The sequence below is a fragment of the Sandaracinus amylolyticus genome (assembly GCF_021631985.1).
Lineage (GTDB): Bacteria > Myxococcota_A > Polyangia > Polyangiales > Sandaracinaceae > Sandaracinus > Sandaracinus amylolyticus_A.
In genome coordinates this window covers 2,394,561-2,413,691 of sequence record NZ_CP070225.1, presented here as the reverse complement: position 1 = coordinate 2,413,691, position 19,131 = coordinate 2,394,561, and the positions used below count along the sequence as shown (strand labels likewise).

17 protein-coding genes are annotated in these 19,131 nt (G+C 72.6%); 10 read left to right on the top strand and 7 right to left on the bottom strand.

Annotated elements, in window-relative coordinates; genetic code table 11:
• Positions 1-32 precede the first annotated feature (32 nt).
• Positions 33-365, bottom strand: a complete 333-nt coding sequence (locus I5071_RS09940; protein ID WP_236605180.1) for a hypothetical protein — start codon at positions 363-365, stop codon at positions 33-35.
• A 262-nt stretch (positions 366-627) separates the two neighbouring features.
• Between I5071_RS09940 and mraZ the strand changes: the two genes are divergently transcribed.
• From mraZ to murG, 10 genes are read left to right on the top strand one after another with little or no spacing between them, the layout of a single operon-like run.
• Positions 628-1,080 carry a division/cell wall cluster transcriptional repressor MraZ gene (mraZ, locus tag I5071_RS09935; RefSeq protein ID WP_053234572.1) on the top strand — a complete coding sequence of 151 codons (453 nt, stop codon included), beginning with the start codon at positions 628-630 and terminating at the stop codon, positions 1,078-1,080.
• The gene (gene rsmH / locus I5071_RS09930; protein ID WP_236605179.1) at positions 1,077-1,961 is read left to right on the top strand and encodes a 16S rRNA (cytosine(1402)-N(4))-methyltransferase RsmH; all 885 of its coding nucleotides are present in this window, start codon (positions 1,077-1,079) and stop codon (positions 1,959-1,961) included. Before mraZ ends, rsmH begins: the two co-directional genes overlap by 4 nt.
• The gene (locus tag I5071_RS09925; protein WP_053234574.1) at positions 1,958-2,272 is read left to right on the top strand and encodes a cell division protein FtsL; all 315 of its coding nucleotides are present in this window, start codon (positions 1,958-1,960) and stop codon (positions 2,270-2,272) included. The genes rsmH and I5071_RS09925 overlap by 4 nt, the downstream gene beginning before the upstream one ends.
• The gene (locus I5071_RS09920; protein WP_236605178.1) at positions 2,269-4,467 is read left to right on the top strand and encodes a penicillin-binding protein; all 2,199 of its coding nucleotides are present in this window, start codon (positions 2,269-2,271) and stop codon (positions 4,465-4,467) included. The genes I5071_RS09925 and I5071_RS09920 overlap by 4 nt, the downstream gene beginning before the upstream one ends.
• On the top strand, positions 4,464-5,969 hold the full coding sequence (locus I5071_RS09915) for a UDP-N-acetylmuramoyl-L-alanyl-D-glutamate--2,6-diaminopimelate ligase (protein ID WP_236605177.1): 1,506 nt from the start codon (positions 4,464-4,466) through the stop codon (positions 5,967-5,969). The genes I5071_RS09920 and I5071_RS09915 overlap by 4 nt, the downstream gene beginning before the upstream one ends.
• The gene (locus tag I5071_RS09910) at positions 5,969-7,447 is read left to right on the top strand and encodes a UDP-N-acetylmuramoyl-tripeptide--D-alanyl-D-alanine ligase (protein WP_236605176.1); all 1,479 of its coding nucleotides are present in this window, start codon (positions 5,969-5,971) and stop codon (positions 7,445-7,447) included. Before I5071_RS09915 ends, I5071_RS09910 begins: the two co-directional genes overlap by 1 nt.
• On the top strand, positions 7,444-8,565 hold the full coding sequence (gene mraY, locus I5071_RS09905) for a phospho-N-acetylmuramoyl-pentapeptide-transferase (protein ID WP_236605175.1): 1,122 nt from the start codon (positions 7,444-7,446) through the stop codon (positions 8,563-8,565). The genes I5071_RS09910 and mraY overlap by 4 nt, the downstream gene beginning before the upstream one ends.
• A gap of 19 nt (positions 8,566-8,584) precedes the next feature.
• Positions 8,585-9,946, top strand: coding sequence for a UDP-N-acetylmuramoyl-L-alanine--D-glutamate ligase (gene murD / locus I5071_RS09900; RefSeq protein WP_236605174.1), 1,362 nt, complete (start codon positions 8,585-8,587; stop codon positions 9,944-9,946).
• A gap of 1 nt (position 9,947) precedes the next feature.
• Positions 9,948-11,252, top strand: a complete 1,305-nt coding sequence (ftsW, locus tag I5071_RS09895; RefSeq protein ID WP_236605173.1) for a putative lipid II flippase FtsW — start codon at positions 9,948-9,950, stop codon at positions 11,250-11,252.
• A complete protein-coding gene (gene murG, locus I5071_RS09890) occupies positions 11,249-12,535 on the top strand; it encodes an undecaprenyldiphospho-muramoylpentapeptide beta-N-acetylglucosaminyltransferase (RefSeq protein WP_236605172.1) in 1,287 nt (428 codons plus the stop codon). Before ftsW ends, murG begins: the two co-directional genes overlap by 4 nt.
• On the opposite strand, the gene I5071_RS09885 is transcribed toward murG, so the two are convergent.
• The 6 genes from I5071_RS09885 to I5071_RS09860 are packed head-to-tail and all read right to left on the bottom strand — an operon-like array spanning position 12,532 to position 19,131.
• Complete coding sequence (locus I5071_RS09885) at positions 12,532-13,941, bottom strand: methyl-accepting chemotaxis protein (protein WP_236605171.1); 1,410 nt, start codon at positions 13,939-13,941, stop codon at positions 12,532-12,534. The genes murG and I5071_RS09885 overlap by 4 nt on opposite strands.
• On the bottom strand, positions 13,941-15,260 hold the full coding sequence (locus tag I5071_RS09880) for a CheR family methyltransferase (RefSeq protein WP_236605170.1): 1,320 nt from the start codon (positions 15,258-15,260) through the stop codon (positions 13,941-13,943). Before I5071_RS09880 ends, I5071_RS09885 begins: the two co-directional genes overlap by 1 nt.
• Positions 15,257-16,288, bottom strand: coding sequence for a chemotaxis protein CheB (locus I5071_RS09875; RefSeq protein WP_236605169.1), 1,032 nt, complete (start codon positions 16,286-16,288; stop codon positions 15,257-15,259). The genes I5071_RS09880 and I5071_RS09875 overlap by 4 nt, the downstream gene beginning before the upstream one ends.
• Positions 16,285-18,327 (bottom strand): hybrid sensor histidine kinase/response regulator, encoded by a 2,043-nt coding sequence (locus tag I5071_RS09870; RefSeq protein WP_236605168.1) that lies wholly within the window; start codon positions 18,325-18,327, stop codon positions 16,285-16,287. The genes I5071_RS09875 and I5071_RS09870 overlap by 4 nt, the downstream gene beginning before the upstream one ends.
• Positions 18,324-18,704, bottom strand: coding sequence for a hypothetical protein (locus I5071_RS09865; RefSeq protein ID WP_236605167.1), 381 nt, complete (start codon positions 18,702-18,704; stop codon positions 18,324-18,326). The genes I5071_RS09870 and I5071_RS09865 overlap by 4 nt, the downstream gene beginning before the upstream one ends.
• Positions 18,697-19,131, bottom strand: coding sequence for a chemotaxis protein CheW (locus I5071_RS09860; protein WP_236605166.1), 435 nt, complete (start codon positions 19,129-19,131; stop codon positions 18,697-18,699). Before I5071_RS09860 ends, I5071_RS09865 begins: the two co-directional genes overlap by 8 nt.

The window sequence follows — 19,131 nt, the reverse complement described above, 5'->3', positions numbered from 1 at the left end:
TGCGCCCCGGCGCAATCACGGAGATCGCGTACTCAGGGTCCGCGGCCGAGCAGCTGGTACAGCGCGGCTGCGATCAGCGCCGCGCTCACGCCGAACGCGATCCACTCGATCTTGCCGCGCGAGGGCTTCGGGTCGCTCTGCTCGATGACCTTCATGCGCGCCATCGCGCGCCCGAGGATCTCGTCGATGCGCCGCTCCGCGTCCGCGCGCCGCGCGGGATCGTGCTCCTTCACCTCGCGATAGCGGCGGCCCGCCTCGGCGAGGCGATCGGTCGTCTCCGCGAGCACGAGGAAGCGCTTGTGCCGATCGCCGTCGTCCCACGCGGCGAGCACCTCGTTCCACGCGCGCTCCAGGTCCTCGTCCATCCCCATCGACTCTAACCGCGTCGCCCGAGCGCCTCCGACATGAACACTCGATCAGATCGGTGGAGCGGGGTTTCGATCCACTTTCTACCACCTCGCCGAGTGGACCTGCGATCATCGACGAAATCGTGCGATCCGCGTCCGGTGCGAAGTTGACAGCGCTGGGATCGCTCCCGTAGGTTCGGCCGCGGTGGGAAGCGGTGGTAAGCGGTGCCAGGCCGCGGCACTGCGAACGCTTCCGAGGCTCCTCTGACGAGGAGGCGGTTTGTTCCGAGGGCAGTACGCGCATGCGATCGACGAGAAGGGGCGGACCTCCGTCCCCTCGCGTTTCCGCGAGATCCTCGCGGCGCAGGGCGAGTCGCGCCTCGTGATCACGGCCGGGGTGGATCCCTGCCTCGTCGCCTATCCGATGAAGGAGTGGATCGCGTTCGAGGAGCGGCTCTCGCAGCTTCCACGATTCGATCCGAGCGTCGCGATGATCCGCCGTCTCTACGTGTCGGGCGCGGTCGAGGTGGAGCTCGACAAGGTGGGTCGCCTGCTGATCCCGCAGACGCTGCGCGAGCTCGCGGAGCTCGAGCGCGAGGCGCTCTGGGCCGGCATGGGCAAGCACATCGAGCTCTGGTCGAAGGAGCGCTTCGCCGGTCTGCGCGCGCAGGTGCTCGCGGACGAGAGCGCGAAGCAGAAGATGGCCGAGCGCCTCGCGGAGCTGGGGCTGTGAGCGACACCGTCTACACGCATGCGCCGGTGCTCCTCGCCGAGGTCCTCGCGCAGCTCGCGCCGAAGAGCGGCGGGCTCTACGTCGACGCGACGCTCGGTCGTGGCGGGCACTCGGAGGCGATCCTCGAGGCGAGCGCGCCCGATGGTCGGCTGATCGGCATCGATCGCGATCCCCGCGCGCTCGAGGAGACCGCGCCGCGCCTCGCGCGCTTCGGCGATCGTGTGCAGCTCGTTCACGGCGCGTTCGCCGAGCTGCAGAACGTGCTCGGCGACCAGCGCGTCGACGGGCTGCTCGCGGATCTCGGCGTGAGCTCGCCGCAGCTCGACGACGCGACGCGCGGGTTCTCGTTCCGCGCCGAGGGCCCGCTCGACATGCGCATGGATCCGACGCGCGGGCTGAGCGCGCGCGAGCTGATCGCGGAGACCAGCGAGCAGGAGCTCGCGAACCTGATCTTCCGGCTCGGCGAGGAGCGTCGCAGCCGCCCGATGGCGCGCGCCATCAAGCGCCTCGAGGCGAGCGGTGAGATGAACACCACCGGCGATCTGCGCCGCGCGACGGTGTCGGTCCTCGGGCCGCGCCGCACCGGCGGGATCGATCCCGCGACGCGCACGTTCCAGGCGCTGCGCCTCGCGGTGAACGGCGAGCTCGACCAGCTCGACGCGCTGCTCGCGGCGGTGCCCGACGTGCTCGTCGACGGTGGTGTCGCCGCGATCATCAGCTTCCACTCGCTCGAGGATCGCGCGGTGAAGCGCGCGTTCCGCGGCGACGAGCGGCTCGAGCCCACGACGAAGAAGCCGATCATCGCGAGCGACGAGGAGAACGATCGCAACCCGCGCGCTCGCAGCGCGAAGCTGCGCGCCGCGAGGAGGCTCCCGCGATGAACGCGATGAAGACGCGCTTCCTCGTGCTCTGGGCGGCGGCGGTGCTCGCGACCGCGGCGGCGTTCGTCGCGCACCTCTCGCTGCGGCTCGAGACCGTGCGCCTCGGCTACGACGTCGGTCAGGCGCGCCGCGAGCAGCGCCGGCTCATCGAGCAGCGCCGCCTCCTCTCGATCGAAGCGGCGACGCTGCGCGAGCCCGAGCGCGTCGAGGCGGTGGCGCGCGGCACGCTCGCGATGGACGTGCCCGATCCCTCGCGCGTGGTGTCGATCGGACAGCGCAGCGGGCGCCGGCCCTCGGGGAGGATGCGATGAGGAATCTCGATCCCTCGCGCCGCCGTTGGGTCAAGGTGCGCATCGCGCTGCTCGCGCTCCTCTTGATGGTCGGCGCGAGCGCGGTGCTGCACCGCGCGTACGACCTGCAGATCTCGCAGGGCGCGGAGCTGCGTCGCGAGGCGGACGAGCAGCAGCTGCGCGACGTGCGGCTCGCGCCCAAGCGCGGGACCATCTACGACCGCCACGGCGCCGAGCTCGCGGTGAGCGTCGACGTCGAGAGCGTCTACGCGAACCCGCGCCAGATGCGGCGCGAGAACGTCGACGTGGAGAGCGCGGCGATCCGTCTCTCGGCCGCGCTCGGCGTCGATCGCGAGCGCGTGCTCTCGCGTCTGTCGAGCGATCGCTACTTCGCGTGGATCGAGCGCCAGGTCACGCCGCAGGAGGCGGCCGCGGTGCGCGCGATGGCGATCCCCGGGATCGAGCTCACGCGCGAGTCGCGTCGGTTCTATCCGAACCACGATCTCGCGGCGCACCTGCTCGGCTTCGCGAACGTCGACGGAGTCGGCATCGAGGGCCTCGAGCTCTCGATGGAGGAGCGCCTCCACGGCTCGACCGAGAGCGTCCCCGCGACCGTCGATCGCCGTGGTCGCGTCGTGTTCAGCGAGACGCTGCTCGACGATCGCGCGGCGCAGGGCGACGACCTCTATCTCACGATCGACAAGACCGTCCAGCACGTCGCGGAGCGCGAGCTCGCGCTCGCGGTGCGCACCTTCGAGGCGCAGTCGGGCAGCGTGGTCGTGATGGATCCCGCGAACGGCGAGATCCTCGCGCTCGCGAATTTCCCGACCTTCGATCCGAACGACGCCGGCGCGTCGCCCGCGTCGCATCGCCGCAACCGCGCGATCACCGATCGCTTCGAGCCGGGCTCGACGATCAAGACCTTCACCGTCGCGGCCGCGCTCGCCGCGGGCATGGTGCGGCCGAACCAGGAGTTCGACTGCAGCGGCGACGAGCGGCATCGCCTCGTGATCGACAGCGAGGGCAACTCGATCGGTGATCACGGACGCGACTACGGCGTGCTCACGCCCGCCGAGATCCTCGCGCACTCGAGCAACATCGGCGCGACGCTGATCGGCATGTCGCTCGGTCGCAGCGGGCTCTATCGCGGCCTGCGTCGCTTCGGGTTCGGCGAGCCCACCGGCCTGCCGCTCCCCGGCGAAACGGGCGGGATCCTGCGGCACCACCAGCGCTGGTACGACATGGATCTCGCCACGATCTCGTTCGGGCAGGGCATGTCGATCACCACCATCCAGCTCGCGACCGCGATGAGCGCGGTCGCGAACGGCGGGCGCCTGATGGAGCCGACGCTGATCCGTCGCGTCGTCGATGCGCGCAGCGAGGTCGTCGAGGAGGCGAGCCCGCGCGTGCGCCGTCAGGTGGTGCCGCGCGCCACCGCGCGCCTGGTGAGCGACATGCTCACCGGCGTCACCGGCGAAGAAGGCACCGGCCTCGAGGCCGCGATCGACGGCTACCTCGTCGCGGGAAAGACCGGCACCGCGCAGAAGGCGGACTACCGTCGCGGCGGCTACGAGGCGGGCCTCTACACCGCGTCGTTCGTGGGCTTCGCGCCGGCGGACGCACCGCGCGTGGTGATCGCGGTCGTGATCGACGAGCCGATGATCGATCACTACGGCGGCGTGGTCGCGGGCCCGGTGTTCCGGCGCGTCGGCGAGGCGACGCTGCGACACCTCGGCGTGCCCGCGTCGGGCGGCGGCGAGGTGCTCGCGGACATCGAGCGCGAAGGTCGTCGTCGCGTGCGCGAGGAGCGTCAGCGCGCGCGTGAAGAGCGCCAGCGTGCGCGCGAGGAGCGCGAGGCCGGCGTCGAGACCGAGATCGCGGCGGCCCCCGAGGTCGAGGTGCGCGAGCCCGCCGAGGGCGAGGTGCTGGTGCCCGATCTGCGCGGCGTGGGCGCGCGGCGCGCGCTGGTCGTGCTCGCGGAGGCGGGGCTCGAGGCGCAGCTCGAGGGCACCGGCGTCGCGGTCGCGCAGACGCCGGCCGCGGGTGGGATCGTGGCGCGCGGCGCGCGCGTCCGGGTCGTACTCGAGGCGCCGGTGTGGCACGAGCCGGCGATGATCGAGGAAGCGACCGAGACGGCCGAGGCCGCGACCGACGCCGCCGCGGCGACGGGCGCGATCGTGATCAGCGCGCCGGCGCGCGCGAGGGCTCGGCGATGAGCACGCTGGGCGAGCTGCAGCGCGCGCTCGGCGCGGAGCTCCACGGGGATGCATCGATCGTCGCGCGCGGCGTGCGCCACGACTCGCGCGCGATCGAGGCGGGCGACGTGTTCGTCGCGATCGCGGGGCAGAAGGCGCGCGGCACCGAGTTCGCGGCGGGCGCGATCGCGCGCGGTGCGGTCGCGGTGATCACCGAGGAGTGGATCGAGCTCGAGGCGCCGCAGATTCGCGTGTCCGATGCGCGTCGCGCGCTCGCGATCGCGTCGCACCACGTGTACGGCGATCCCACCGCGTCGCTCGCGTGCATCGGTGTGACCGGCACCAACGGCAAGACCACGACGACGTGGCTGATCGACGAGGCGCTGACCGCGCTCGCGCAGCGCCCTGCCCTGCTCGGCACCGTCGAGACGCGCGGCCCGGGCTTCCGCGAGCAGAGCGCGTTCACCACGCCCGAGGCCGACGCGATCGCGCGCTTCGCGCGGCGCATGGTCGACGCGCGCGCGACGCACCTCGTGATGGAGGTCTCGAGCCACGCGCTCGCGCTCCACCGTGCCGACGGCATCCACTTCGAGGTCGCGGCGTTCACGAACCTCACCCAGGATCACCTCGACTTCCACGGCTCGATGGAGGCGTACTTCGAGGCGAAGGCGCGCCTCTTCACCGAGCTCGCGCCGCGCCACGCGGTGGTGCGCATCGACGATCCGATGGGCGCCGAGCTCGCTGCGCGCATCACCGGACCGACGAAGGTGCACACGCTCTCGCGTCATCGCGACGCGACGATCCGAGCGACGAACGTCGCGATCGATCGCGACGGAGTGCGCTGCGACGCGAGCACCCCGTGGGGCTCGCTGCGCATCGAGAGCGCGCTGCTCGGCGCGCACAACCTCGACAACCTCCTGGTCGCGGCAGGATGTCTGCTCGCGGCCGGGCTCGCGCCGTCGGACGTGTCGCGCGCGCTGCGCGCCGCGAAGGGCGCGCCCGGGCGCCTCGAGCGCGTGGAGGATCCGCGCGACGTCGCGGTGCTCGTCGACTACGCGCACTCGCCCGACGCGCTCGCGAACGTGCTCGATGCGCTCCGCCCGCTCACGCCGGGGCGCCTCGTGTGCGTGTTCGGCTGCGGCGGCGATCGTGATCGCGGCAAGCGCCCGAAGATGGGCGAGGCCGCCGCCACGCGCGCCGATGTCGTGGTGATCACCAGCGACAACCCGCGCACCGAGGATCCCCGCGCGATCGTCGACATGATCGTGCCCGGCGTCGCCGCACTGCCCGCGATCGCGCTCGACGCGCTCGCGTCGTCGTCGCGCGGTCACGTCGTCGAGGTCGATCGCCGCCGCGCGATCGATCTCGCGCTCGCCGCGGCGCGCTCGGGAGACACCGTGCTCATCGCGGGCAAGGGCCACGAGGACTACCAGATCCTGGGCACCACCAAGATCGACTTCGACGATCGCGTCGAGGCGCGCCGCGCCATCGCACGCGCGCTCGAGGCGGGAGGCGCGCGCTGATGGCCACGCCGATCCCCGCGAACTCCGCGCGTTTCTCGATCGACGAGCTCGCCGTCGCGACGCGCGGCACCGTCGCCGCGAGCACCGATCGCCCGCTCGTCGGCGTCGTCACCGACTCTCGCGCGGTCACGCCCGGGTGCATCTTCGTCGCGCTGCGCGGCGCGAAGCACGACGCGCACGACTTCGTCGCCACCGTGATCGCGGCGGGCGCCGGCGCGCTCGTGGTCTCGCAGCCGGTGAGCGCGCCTGCCGGCGTCGCCGTGGTGATCGTCCCCGACACGCTGCGCGCGCTCGGCGATCTCGCGCTCGCGCACCGCCGTCGCTTCCCGATCCCGCTCGTCGCGGTCACGGGATCGGTCGGCAAGACGACGACGAAGGAGCTCACCGCCGCGGGGCTCGAAGCGCTCGGCCTCCGCGTGCTGCGCAGCGCGGGCAACCTCAACAACCGCATCGGCGTCCCCATGACGCTCTTCACGCTGGGCCCCGATCACGACGTGGTGGTGATCGAGATGGGCATGAACGTGCCCGGCGAGATCGCGCGGCTCACCGAGATCGCTGCGCCGAGCGTCGGCGTGGTCACCGCGGTCGCCGAGGTGCACACCGAGGGCGTCGGCGGCATCGAGGGCGTCGCGCGCGAGAAGGGCGCGCTGCTGCTCGGGCTCGACGAGGAGGCCGCGGCCGTGTTCACCGCGGACGATGGGATCCTCGCGCCCTACGCCGAGCGGAGCCCCGCGCGCACCAAGCTCTCGTTCGGGCTCGCCGAGGGCACGGACGTGCGCCTCGCCGATCTCCAGATCGAGCTCGACGGCACGCGCTGCGTGTACGTCGTGCGCGGCCTCAACGAGTTCGTGAACGCGAAGCTCGCGCTGATCGGCGAGGGTCCGGCGCGCTGCGGCGCGGCCGCGATCGCCGCGATCGTCGCGCTCCGCGGCGCCGACGCGGTGCACGTGGCGCTCGAGGGCATCCAGCGCGTCGCGCCCGGTGAAGGCCGCGCGCGTCCGGTGCCGGGTGTCGGCGGCACGATCATCCTCGACGACGCCTACAACGCGAGCCCGCGCTCCACCGAGCTCGCGCTGCGCACCTGCTGCGAGCTCGCTCGGGTGCGCGGTGGCCGCGCGGTCGCGGTGCTGGGCGACATGCTCGAGCTCGGCGTCGAGAGCGAGCGCCTGCACGAGAGCGTCGGCGAGGCCGCGGTCGCCAGCGGGGTCGCGCTGCTCGTGTGCTGCGGCCCCGAGATGCGCGCGGCCGCGCGCGGCGCGCTCACCGCGGGCATGGCGAGCGGCGTGAGCGGCATCCGCATCGAGCGGCTCGACGATCCCACCGAGGCGATCGCGCTGGTGCGCGCGTTCGTCGAGCCGAACGACGTGATCCTCGTGAAGGGATCGCGCTCGATGCGCATGGAGCGCGTGGTCGAGGGGCTGCGCGAGGTGGACGCGTTCGGAAACACCGCGCCCGGCAGTGAAGAGGCGCCGCGATGATCTACTACCTCCTCTATCCGTACAGCGATCGCATCGGGTTCCTGAACGTCCTGCGCTACGTCCCGTTCCGCGTGCTCGCGGCGACGATGACCGCGATGCTGCTCACGTTCGGGCTCTACCCGTGGTTCATCCGTCGCCTGCAGTCGCGACAGATCGGGCAGGTCGTCCGGAAGGAGGGCCCGCAGAGCCACCTCAGCAAGGCGGGCACGCCGACGATGGGCGGTGCGCTCATCCTCCTCGCGCTCGTCGCGTCGACGGTGCTCTGGGCGGATCCGACGAACACGCCGGTGTGGCTCACGCTCGCGGTCACCGCGGCGTACGGCGTGGTCGGCTACATCGACGACGCGCGCAAGGTCCGGAAGAAGGACACCGGCGGTCTCTCGGCGCGCGGCAAGCTCGTCCTGCAGTTCTCGGTCGCGATCGCGGTGTGCGCCTACCTCTGGTACGGCGAGGCCGGGCTCGGCGAGGACTGGCTCGCGATCCGCAACCGCCTCGCGGTCCCCTTCGTCGCGTTCGATCGCGTGCAGATCGCCCTCCCCTCGTGGGCGTACGTGATGTTCGGCGCGTTCGTGATCGTCGCGACCTCGAACTGCGTGAACCTCACCGACGGCCTCGACGGCCTCGCGATCGGCCCGGTGATGATCAACGCGGGCACCTACGCGATCCTCGCGTACCTCGCGGGCGTCACGTTCTTCGGCGAGGACCTCGCGGACTACCTGCAGATCCCGTCGCTCGAGAGCGCGAGCGATCTCAGCGTCTACTGCGGCGCGATGATCGGCGCGGGCTTCGGGTTCCTCTGGTTCAACACGTACCCCGCGCAGGTCTTCATGGGCGACGTGGGCTCGCTTGCGCTCGGCGGCGGGCTCGGGACGCTCGCGGTGCTCACGAAGAACGAGCTGCTCTCGGTGCTGCTCGGCGGGATCTTCGTGATCGAGGGCGTGAGCGTCATCGGTCAGGTCGCGAGCTTCAAGCTGTTCAAGAAGCGCATCTTCCTGATGGCCCCGATCCACCACCACTTCGAGAAGAAGGGGTGGCCCGAGCCGAAGGTCATCGTCCGTTTCTGGATCATCAGCATCATGCTGGCGCTCGCGAGCCTCGCGACGCTGAAGCTGAGGTGACTGCAGCGAGGAGATGACGGTGCTGGATCTCGCAGGCAAGCGTCTCGTGGTCGTGGGTGGCGGCAAGAGCGGCCTCGCGGCGGCGCGCCTCGCCGCGAAGGCCGGCGCGCGCGTCTCGATCAACGACAAGAAGAGCGAGGCCGAGGCGTCCGCGCTGGTCGCCGATGCGCGCGCGATCGGCGTCGACGTGGTGCTCGGCGGACATCCGGAGTCGCTCTTCGCGGCGGCCGACGTGATCGTGCTCTCGCCCGGCGTGCCCTCGCTCGCGGTGGTCGACGCGGCAGAGAAGCGGGGCGCGAAGGTGATCCCCGAGGTCGAGCTCGCCGCTCATTTCCTCCGTGGAACGCTGATCGGGATCACCGGCAGCAACGGCAAGAGCACGGTGACCACGCTCGTCGGCGAGATGTGCGCGGCGAGCGGTCGTCCTTCGTTCACCGGCGGCAACCTCGGCGATGCGCTCGCGCTCGCGGTGGGCACCGAGGCCGCGGAGAGCACGCAGGGCCTCGTGGTCGCGGAGCTGTCGAGCTTCCAGCTCGAGCGCATCGAGACGATGCGCTGCCACATCGCGGCGTGCCTCAACGTCACCGAGGATCACCTCGATCGCCACGGCACGTTCGCGGCGTACGCAGCGGCGAAGGGACGCATCTTCTTCACGCAGACCAAGGACGATCACGCGATCGTCCCCGCGGGCGACGAGCTCTGCCTCGCGCTGGCGCGCGCCGGCGCCGCGCAGCTGCACACGTTCGGCGGCGCGGATGGTGAAGTCCGCGTCGAGAACGGCGTGATCGTCGATGCGGTCAGCGGGCTGCGCTTCCCGGTCGCGAAGCTGCGCATCCGCGGACTGCACAACCAGGCCAACGCCTGCGCGGCGGCGCTCGCGGCGCGCCTCGCGGGCGTGTCGCGCGACGCGATCGAAGAGGTGCTCGCGCGCTTCGCGGGCCTGCCGCACCGCATGGTGCACGTGCGCGATCTCGACGGCGTCGCGTACTACGACGACAGCAAGGCGACGAACGTCGGCGCGACGGTCGCGGCGCTCGACGGGCTCGGCGATCTCGAGGGCCGCGTCGTGCTGATCGCGGGCGGCGTCGACAAGGGCGGCTCCTACGCGCCGGTGCGCGAGCGCATGGAGCGCATGGGGCGCGCGCTGGTGCTGATCGGCGAGGCCGCCCCGCTGATCTCGAGCGCGTTCGAGGGCTCGCCGGTCGAGCGCATCGCGGCGACGACGATCGACGACGCGGTCGCGAAGGCGCGCGCGGTGGCGCGCCCCGGTGACGCGGTGCTGCTCGCGCCCGCGTGCGCGAGCTTCGACATGTTCCGCTCGTACGCCCATCGCGGTGACGAGTTCGCGCGCGCCGTGCGCGCCCTGCCGGAGGCGATCTGACATGGGCATGATCCGCAGCTGGATCGCGGCGCGATTCCGCAAGAGCGAGACGCCGCTTCGCGTGGCCGACGTGCCGCGCGCGTCGGTTCCAGCGCCCGCGCCCTCGCTCCTCGGCGGATGGCCCAAGGCGATCGGCCCGAGCGATCCCGTGCTGCTCGGGATCGTGCTCGCGCTGATCGCGTTCGGCGTCGTGATGGTGTTCAGCGCGAGCGCGGTGTTCGCCTCGCAGCGCTTCCACGACGGGCTCTTCTTCCTCAAGCGCCAGGCCATCTTCGCGGCGATCGCGCTCCCGCTGATGATCGTCGTCTCGCGCATCGACTATCACCGCCTCCGCGCGCTCACCTATCCGATCCTCGCCGTGACGATCGCGCTGCTCGTCTACGTCGCGCTCGGCTTCGGCCACAGCGCGGGCGGTGCGGCACGCTGGATCGCGATCGGTCCGTTCCACGTGCAGCCCGCCGAGGTCGCGAAGGTCGCGATGATCCTCTGGCTCGCCTACTCGCTCTCGAAGAAGCAGGAGGCGATCCGCACCTTCAAGGTCGGCATCCTCCCCCACCTGCTCGTGATGGGCTTCCTCGCGCTGCTCTGCCTGCGCCAGCCCGACTTCGGCAGCGCGGTGATGATCTGCGTGATCACGTTCGTGCTGCTCTTCGCGGCGGGCGCGAAGGTCGGTCCGATCCTTTCGATGGTGCTCGCGGGCGCGGCGCTCGCGGTGCTGCTCGTGATCAGCTCGCCGTACCGCATGCGACGCGTCGAGGCGTTCCTCGATCCCTTCGGGCACCGTCAGGACGCGGGCTACCAGGTCGCGGAGTCGATGATCGCATTCGGCTCCGGCGGCGCGACCGGCGTCGGCATCGGCGACTCGCTGCAGAAGCTCTTCTTCCTGCCCGAGGCGCACACCGACTTCGTCAGCGCGATCATCGGCGAGGAGCTCGGCTTCGTCGGCATCGCGCTGGTCGTGCTCGCGTTCGTGCTGATCGTCGTGCGCGGCGTGCGCGTCGCGTTCCGCGCAGCGGACGACTACGGCTCGTTCCTCGCGGTCGGCGTGACGATGTTCGTGGGCCTGCAGGCGTTCACGAACCTCGCAGTCGCGATGGGCATGGTGCCGACCAAGGGCCTCGTGCTGCCCTTCGTGAGCTACGGCGGATCGGCGCTGCTCGTGAACGCGGCGGCGCTCGGGATCCTGCTCAACGTGTCGCGGCCTCGCGAGGGCGACGAGACCGCGACGAGCGAGTCCACCCAGACCGGCAACGCGCGGGCGAGCGCGCCGACCGGCCTGAAGCTGTTCGAAGGAGGCGCAGCATGATCGAGCGCGTCGTCATCGCGGGGGGCGGTACGGGAGGTCATCTCTTCCCGGGGATCGCGGTGGTCGAGGAGCTGCGCCGGCGCAACCACGACCTCGACGTCGCGTACGTCGGGACCGAGCGCGGTATCGAGGCGCGCGTGATCCCGGCGATGCGCGAGCGCTTCGAGGCGCTCGACGTGCGCCCGCTGAAGGGCACCGACCCGGCGGGCTTCATGAAGTCCTTGCTGAAGCTCCCGGGCGCGTGGAGCCACGCGGTCTCGATCCTGCGCGACGTCGAGCCCGACGTCGTGCTCGGCGTCGGCGGGTACTCGTCGGGCCCGATGCTCGTCGCCGCGGCGAGCCTCGGCATCCCGTGCGCGCTGATGGAGCAGAACGCTCACGTCGGTCTCACGAACCGCATGCTCGCGCCGGTCGTCGGCCGCGCGTACCTGACCTACGAGGTCACGGCGTCGCACTTCGGCGAGAAGGCGCGCGTCGTGGGCAACCCGGTGCGACGCGCGTTCGTCGACGCGGCGCGCCTCGCGCTGAGCGACCCCGAGGCGTTCGAGCTGCGCGCGCGCCGCATCCTGGTGCTCGGCGGATCGCAGGGCGCCAAGGCGCTCAACGAGACGGTGCCCGAGGCGCTCGCGGCCGCGGGGGTGACCGAGCGCGGCATCGAGGTCGTGCACCAGACCGGCGCGGCGATGCAGGCCGAGGTCGTGGCGCGCTACGAGGCGCTGGGCGTGAAGGCCGAGGTCGTGTCGTTCATCGACGATATGGCGCGCGCGTACGCGAGCTCGACGCTGGTCATCGCGCGCGCGGGCGCGACCACGCTCGCCGAGCTCTGCGCGATCGGACGCCCGTCGATCCTCGTGCCCTACCCCCACGCCGCCGACGATCACCAGGCGCGCAACGCCGAGGCGCTCGAGCGCGCCGGGGCCGCGATCGCGATTCGTCAAGCGAGCTTGACCATCGATCGCCTCGCCGGCGAGGTGCGCGCGCTGCTCGACGATCCGGCGCGACGCCGCGCGATGGCCGCCGCCGCGCGCGACGAGGGCCGCCCCGATGCGGCCGCCGCGATCGTCGACGATCTCATCTCGTGGCTGGGCCGCGCGACGATGACGCCCGCGCGCGTGCCGACGATCCCGCCGCCGCGGCACGATCCCGAGCCCGGGATGGCGTTCGCGCGCGTCGACTTCCGCGCCTCGCGCGGCTCGATCGAGGCGCGCCGCGCGAGCGCACCGCCGGTCGCGCGCTTCGAGCCGGCGGTGTTCCCGATCCCGCGCGCCGCGCTCGCCAGCTAGAGCTGGAACTGCGACGTGTAGTGGTGCAGGCGCTCCGCGATCTGCGAGAGCTCGCGCACCGCTTGCAGCGTCTGGTTCGTGCCCGCCGCGCTCTGATGCGTCGCGTCGGCGATCTCGTCCATCGCGCGCGTCACCTGCTCGGTGCTCGACTCCTGCTCCTCGGTGATCACGCCGATGCGGCGCGCCGCGTCGGTGGTGTCCCGCGCGAGCTTCGTCGCGTCTTCGGTCGCCAGCGCGGTCGCCTGGGTCGCCTTGCGGATGTCGCCGGTGAGCTCCTTCACGATCTTCACCGACTCCATCACGCTCTCCGCGAGCCGCTGCATCTGGTTCGCGACCAGTGAGAAGCCGCGCCCCGCCTCGCCCGCCTTCGCGCCCTCGAGCGCCGCGTTGAGCGCGAGCAGCTCCGACTTGTTCGCGACGTCGCGGATCAGCTCGAGCAGCTCGGTGATGCGCTGCGCGTGCTCGGTCAGCGTGCGGATGCGATCGCTGATCAGCTCCGCGTTCTGCAGCGTCGCGCTCGCATTGTCGGTCACGCCGCGCGCCGCCCCGGCGATCGAGCGCGAGCCCTGGAGCAGCGTGCCGACGGTGCGCCGCGTCTCCTCGATCGCGCCGCCCTGCTCGATCGCGCTGCGCTCCTGCTGCTGCGCCATCGCCGCGATCTCGTTGCTCGCGTGGGTGAGCTGCGACGCGTCCTTCTGGATCTGCTCCACCAGCCCGCGCAGCCCGCCGAGCATCGACGCGATCACGCGCGAGACGTCGCTGTCGCCCTGGATCTCGCCGGCGAGATCGCCCTTCGCGATGCGCCGCGCGCGCTCCATCACGATGTCGATGTCGTGCAGGCGCTGGCGCAGCGAGTCCTGGTGCTCCTTCGCCTGACCGACGAACGACGAGATCGAGAGCGCTGCGACGCCGAGCACGAGCGCCGAGCCCACCGCCGCGGGCACCAGGTCGGCCGGCGATCCCCCGTCGACCAGGCCGACCTTGAGGTGCGCGAGCATGCCCGCGCCCGCGTTGAACCCGACCAGCGCGATCACGCCGCTGCGCGGCAGCAGGAACGGCGAGAGCGCGACGTTGATGAGCAGCGCCTGCAGCGCGCCCGACCCCAACGTGCCCGTGCCGTCGAACGCGACCGCGAGGAGCGCGCCGCACGACGTGCCGAAGAGCAGCACCGCCGCCGCCGAGCGGCGGTACGGCGTGAACGTGAGCCCGAACGCGCTGCCCGTCGCGATCACGATGATCCCCAGGCACGCGACGGAGACGAGCGAGGGCTGGAAGTACGAGATCGCGCTGAGCGCCGCGACCATCACCGTCGCGAGCCCGGCGCTCGCAGTGCGCATGAACCGCAGCTCGAAGGCGCGCGTGCGCGCGTCCAGCTCCGACACGATCGACCGTTCGCCGCCGTCCATCACCCGACCTCCTCCTTCGATCCCACTCGCTGCGCGCAGATCGCGCGCACCATCTCGGCAGGGCACGCGAGCGCCTCGATGTCGTCCACGCACGAGCGCCACCGGATCTCCGGCCGGCGCACCAACGATCGCCGCGTCGCGTCGAGCGCCGCGCGCGCACGCTCGTGCTCGCCGGCGCGATCCCACGCGCCCGCGAGCAGATACCGCGCGGGCCAGAGATCCGCGTCGAGGAAGACCGCACGGCGCAGCGCGCGCGTCGCGTCGTCCCACGCGCCGCGCTTGCGATGGAGCGCGCCCCACACGAAGCAGAGCTCCGCCGAGAGCGGGTCGATCCGCTCCGCCGCGCGATACGCGTCCTCCGCGCCCGCGAGATCGTGGGTCGCGAGCCGCACGTTGCCGAGCGCGAGCCACGCCTCGACGCGGTCGGGCGCGCGCGCGAGCAATCGCTCGAGCGAGCCTCCTGCGGCCGCGTAGGCACCGCGCGCGATGCGCTCGCGCGCGTCGGCCCAGAGCTCGTCGACGCTCCGCTCACGGGGCGGCGGCGGTGGTGTCGAGGGCGCGCGCGCAACCGGGCGCGGTGTGACGACGATCGGCGCGCTGGGCCGCGGATCGCCGGGCCCGAAGAGCACGACGCCGTGCGACGCGACGGCGCTCGCGAGCTGATCCGCGATGCGCGACGACGACTCGTCGGTGCAGTGGAGCAGCACGTTCCGGCAGACGATCGCGTCCCAGCCGCCACCGCCCGGCGCGAGCAGCGGGGGGTCGAGCAGGTTGTGCACGCGGAGCATCACGCGGGCGCGCAGCTCGGCCGAGACGCGCGCGCGATCGCCGCGCGCTTCGAACCATCGCGCGAGCGCGGTCTCGGGCACCCGGCGCAGCGCGTGCGCGCCGTACTCCGCGCGCCGTGCGATCTCGATGCGCGCCGCGTCGACGTCACTCGCGACCACGCGCACGTCCACACCGCGCTCTGCGCACGCGATCGCGACGCCGTACGCTTCCTCGCCGGTCGAGCACCCCGCGACCCACACCCGCGCCGGCGCACCGTTCGCGCTCGCGCGGAGCCGCTCGGCGAGCGCGACGATCGCCTCGTGGTCGCGGAAGAACCACGTCCATCCGTTGGTGAACGCCGCGGCGAGATGCGCGAGCTCGAGCTCGGGCGCGCGCGTCACGTGCTCGAGGTACGCCGCCGCGCTCGAGAGGCCCAGCGTGCGGCGGCGCGCCTCGATCAGCGTCGCGAGCTCGGCGTCGGTCGATCGCACCGAGGGCCGTAGACCGAGCCGCTGTGCGATCAGCGGCGCGAGCCGCTCTGCGAAGCTCACGACGCGACCTCGCGCGCCGCGACCAGCGACTCGAGCCGCGCCGCGATGCGATCGAGCGGGAGCACCTCCGCGCCCGCGTCACGCGCGGCGCGCGGCATCCCGAACACGATGCTGGTCGCTTCGTCCTGCGCGATCGCCACGCCGCCGGCGCGCCGCAGCGCCGCGAGCCCGCTCGCGCCGTCGCGCCCCATCCCGCTGAGCACCACGCCCGCGGCCCGCGCGCCGAGCGGCGCGAGCGACGAGAACAGGCGCGTCGCCGAAGGACGATGCCCCTCGATCGCCGCATCGCGATCGAAGCGCACCCGCGCGCCCCGCTCGATCGCGACGTGCACGTCGTCGGGCGCGACGCGCACGTCACCCGCGCGCAGCACCTCACCCTCGCGCGCGAGCCGGACCCGGAGCTCGCACGCGCCGTCGAGCCATCGCGCGAGGCCCTCCGCGAACCCCGCCGCGAGGTGCTGCACGATCACGATCGGCGCCGCGAACGTGCGCGGCAGCGACGCGAGCACGGTCGCGATCGCGATCGGTCCGCCGGTCGACGCCGCGATCCCGACGATCTCCACGCGCCCGCTGGCCGACGTCGGCGCGGGACGCACCCGCGGAGGCGGCGCGCTCGGCGACGTGGTCATCGGCACCTGCGCGAGCGCGACGATGCGACGCCGCAGATCGTCGTGCTCGCCGGCGCTCCATCCCTGCCGCGGATGCGGCCGTCTCACCACGTCGGCCGCGCCGCGACGCATCGCCTCGAACGCGAGCCCGCGCGCGTCGTCGCCGGTCACCACGAGGATGCGCGCCGACTGCACCGCGCGGATGCGCGCGATCGCCGCGAGCCCGTCGAGCCTCGGCATGTGCACGTCCATCGTGATCACCGTCGGACGCAGCGCGGCCGCGAGCTCGATCGCGCGCAGCCCGTCGTGCGCGATGCCGACCACGCGCATCCGCGGATCGGCGTCGATCACCGTGCGCAGCGCTTCGGCGCAGAGCGGCGAATCGTCTGCGACGAGCACTCGGATCGCACGCGCGCTCAAGGCCGCTCGCCCTCCTCGCGGCGCGGTGTCGCGAGGTGCGCGCCGACCACGCGGCGCACCTCGTCGAGCTCGATGCGGTTCTTCACGAGGTACGCGTCCGCGCCGAGCTCCGACGCGCGCTGCAGATCCGCGGGCGCCCACCGCGTCGAGAGCACGATGACGGGCAGCGACGACCACGCAGGCTCGGCGCGCACCCGGCGCAGCAGCTCGAACCCGTCGACGACCGGCATGTCGAGATCGGTGAGCACGAGGTCGGGCTTGGTGGACGCGATGAGCTCGAGCGCCGATCGCCCATCGACCGCTTCGATCACGTCGAGCTGCATCTCGCGGAGGATCGACACCACGACGTCGCGCGTGAGCTCGGAGTCGTCGGCGACGAGCACGCGTTTGCTGCGCGCTCTCGCGCGCTCGCTCTCCGCCGACCCCGCGATCGCGCGCCCGGCGTCGGCACGCCGGAACAGCTCGCCGACGTCGAGCGCGACCGCGAGCTCGCCGTTCGCGAGGAGCGCCACGCTGCGCACCAGCGTCGCGCCCTCGAGGAACGGATCGAGCCGATGCTGCAGCACCGGGAGCGTGCCCACGACGCGATCGACCGCGACCGCGATCCGCCGTCCCCCGTGCGCGATCACCAGCCCGGTCGTGCGCTCCCGCGGATCGCGCCGCGCGCGCCCCAGGAGCGTCGCGAGATCGAAGAACGGCACCGGAGCGCCCTCCACCCGCAGCGCGAGCCCGCGCCCCACCGTCTCGATGCTCGACGCGCTCGGCTCGACGAGCTGCTCCACGTCCTGCGGCGCGAGCGCATATCGCGCGTCGTCCGTCACCGCGCAGAGCATCGGCGCGAGCAGCGCGGACATCGGCACTTCGATCGAGAACGTCGCGCCCGCGCCCGCGATGGTGCGCAGCCCGAGCCGACCGCCGACCGACTCGACGCGCCGCTTCACCACGTCGAGCCCGACGCCGCGCCCCGAGATGTCGGTCACCGTGCGCCGCGTGCTGAGCCCGCGTCGGCAGAGCCGCTCGAGGATCTCCTCGTCGTCGAGCGTCGCGACGTCCTCCGCCGCGCCGATCCCGCGCTCGCGCAGCGCGGCCTGGAGCGCGATCACGTCCACCCCGCGCCCGTCGTCGTGCACCTCGATGCGCACCAGCGAGCCCTCGGTGATCGCGCTGAGCTCCAGCGTGCCCTCCGGCGCCTTTCCGTGATCGCGCCGTACGTCGGGCGCCTCGAGCCCGTGATCGACCGCGTTGCGCACGAGGTGCAGCATCGGCTCCGCGATCACGTCGAGCACCTGGCGATCGACCTGCACGTCGGCCCCGCGCACCTCGACGCGCAGCTGCTTCCCGAGCTCCTGCGCGAGCTGCTGCGCCGCGCGCGGGAAGCGCTCGAACAGCGTGCCGAGCGGGACCATCCGCACCTCGCGCACGTGCGAGACGAGCTGGTCGATGCGCACGTGTTGATCGAACGCGAGCTGTCGCATCCCGACGACGAGCCGACGCAGATCGGCCGCCGCCCGCGCGCGATCCGTCGCATCGTCACCGCGCACTCGGATTGCGTCGGCGATCTCTGAGAGCCCCTCGATCGCGCGCTGCAGATCGGTCTCTCCGATGCGCAGCTCTCCCACCGTGCGCGCGATCCGCGAGACCGCGCCGACGTCGACGCGCAGCAGCGCACCGCCCGCGCTCCGCGCGAGCCGCTCGACCCAATCGTCGCCGCCCGGTGGCGCGCTCTCGCGTGGCGTCTCGTTCCGATCGATTGCGAGCTCGATCGCATCGATGCGCGCGAGCAACGACGCGACGCGCTCGGGCGCGAGCATGCCCTCGCCCGCGTGTGCGAGCTCCTCCTCGAGCTCGTGGAGCGCGCTCGCGATCTCGTCCTCGCCGACGATGCGCGCCTCGCCCTTCATGGTGTGGACCTCGCGGCGCAGCTCGGCGCCGCGCTCACCGACGTCCTCACCGCCGCGCCCCAGCGCCGTGAGGTGCGCGCGGATCACGACGAGGCGCTCGCGCGCCAGCACGCGGAAGCGCGCCTGGAACGAGCTCACGCGCTCCCTCCCGCGACACGATCGACGTCGAGCTCGAACCCGAACCCGTCCTCGAGCGCGACCAGCGATGTGATGCCGAGGCGCTCGTGCAGCGATCCCAGCCAGCTCGGCAGCGGATGGAACGCCTCGACGCGCAGCGATCGCACGATCACCCGCTCCGCCGCGACGAGCCACGCTCCTCCGTCGACCTGCAGCGCGCGCCGCCCCAGCTCGCCCACGCTCTGCTCACTCAGCGCGATGCCCATCATCTCCGCGAGATCGTGGGTCGTGCCCTCGGCGGACGACGCGTCCTCGATCGCGCTCACGCGCCGCGCGTCGACGACGAGCCGCACCGCCGCGAGCGGCACCACCACGACCGACATCGCGAGCTCACGCACGCGCCGCCTCCAGCATCCGCTCGAGGTCGAGCACCACCGCGATCGAGTCGCCCAGATCGAGCTGCGCCCGCGCGTGCTCGCGCAGCTCCGGAGGCTGCACGCTCGCGGGCGGTCCGAAGCGCTCGTCGCCGATCGCGCGGATGCCCACGACGAGATCGCAGATCAGCCCGACGCGATATCCCGCGGCGCGCACCACGAGCACGCGCGGCTCGCGATCCTCGGACCTCACCGCGTCGCCGAGCCCGAGGAAGATCCGCAGATCGAGCAGCGGCACTGCGTCCCCGCGCACCGCGACGATCCCCGCGACGTGCGCCGGCACGCCGGGCACGATCGTCGGCGTCTCGCAGGGCACGATCTCGTCGACGTGCTCCGCCGCGATCGCGAGCTGCGCGGACGCCACTCGGAAGCGCACCACCTGCTGCGCCAC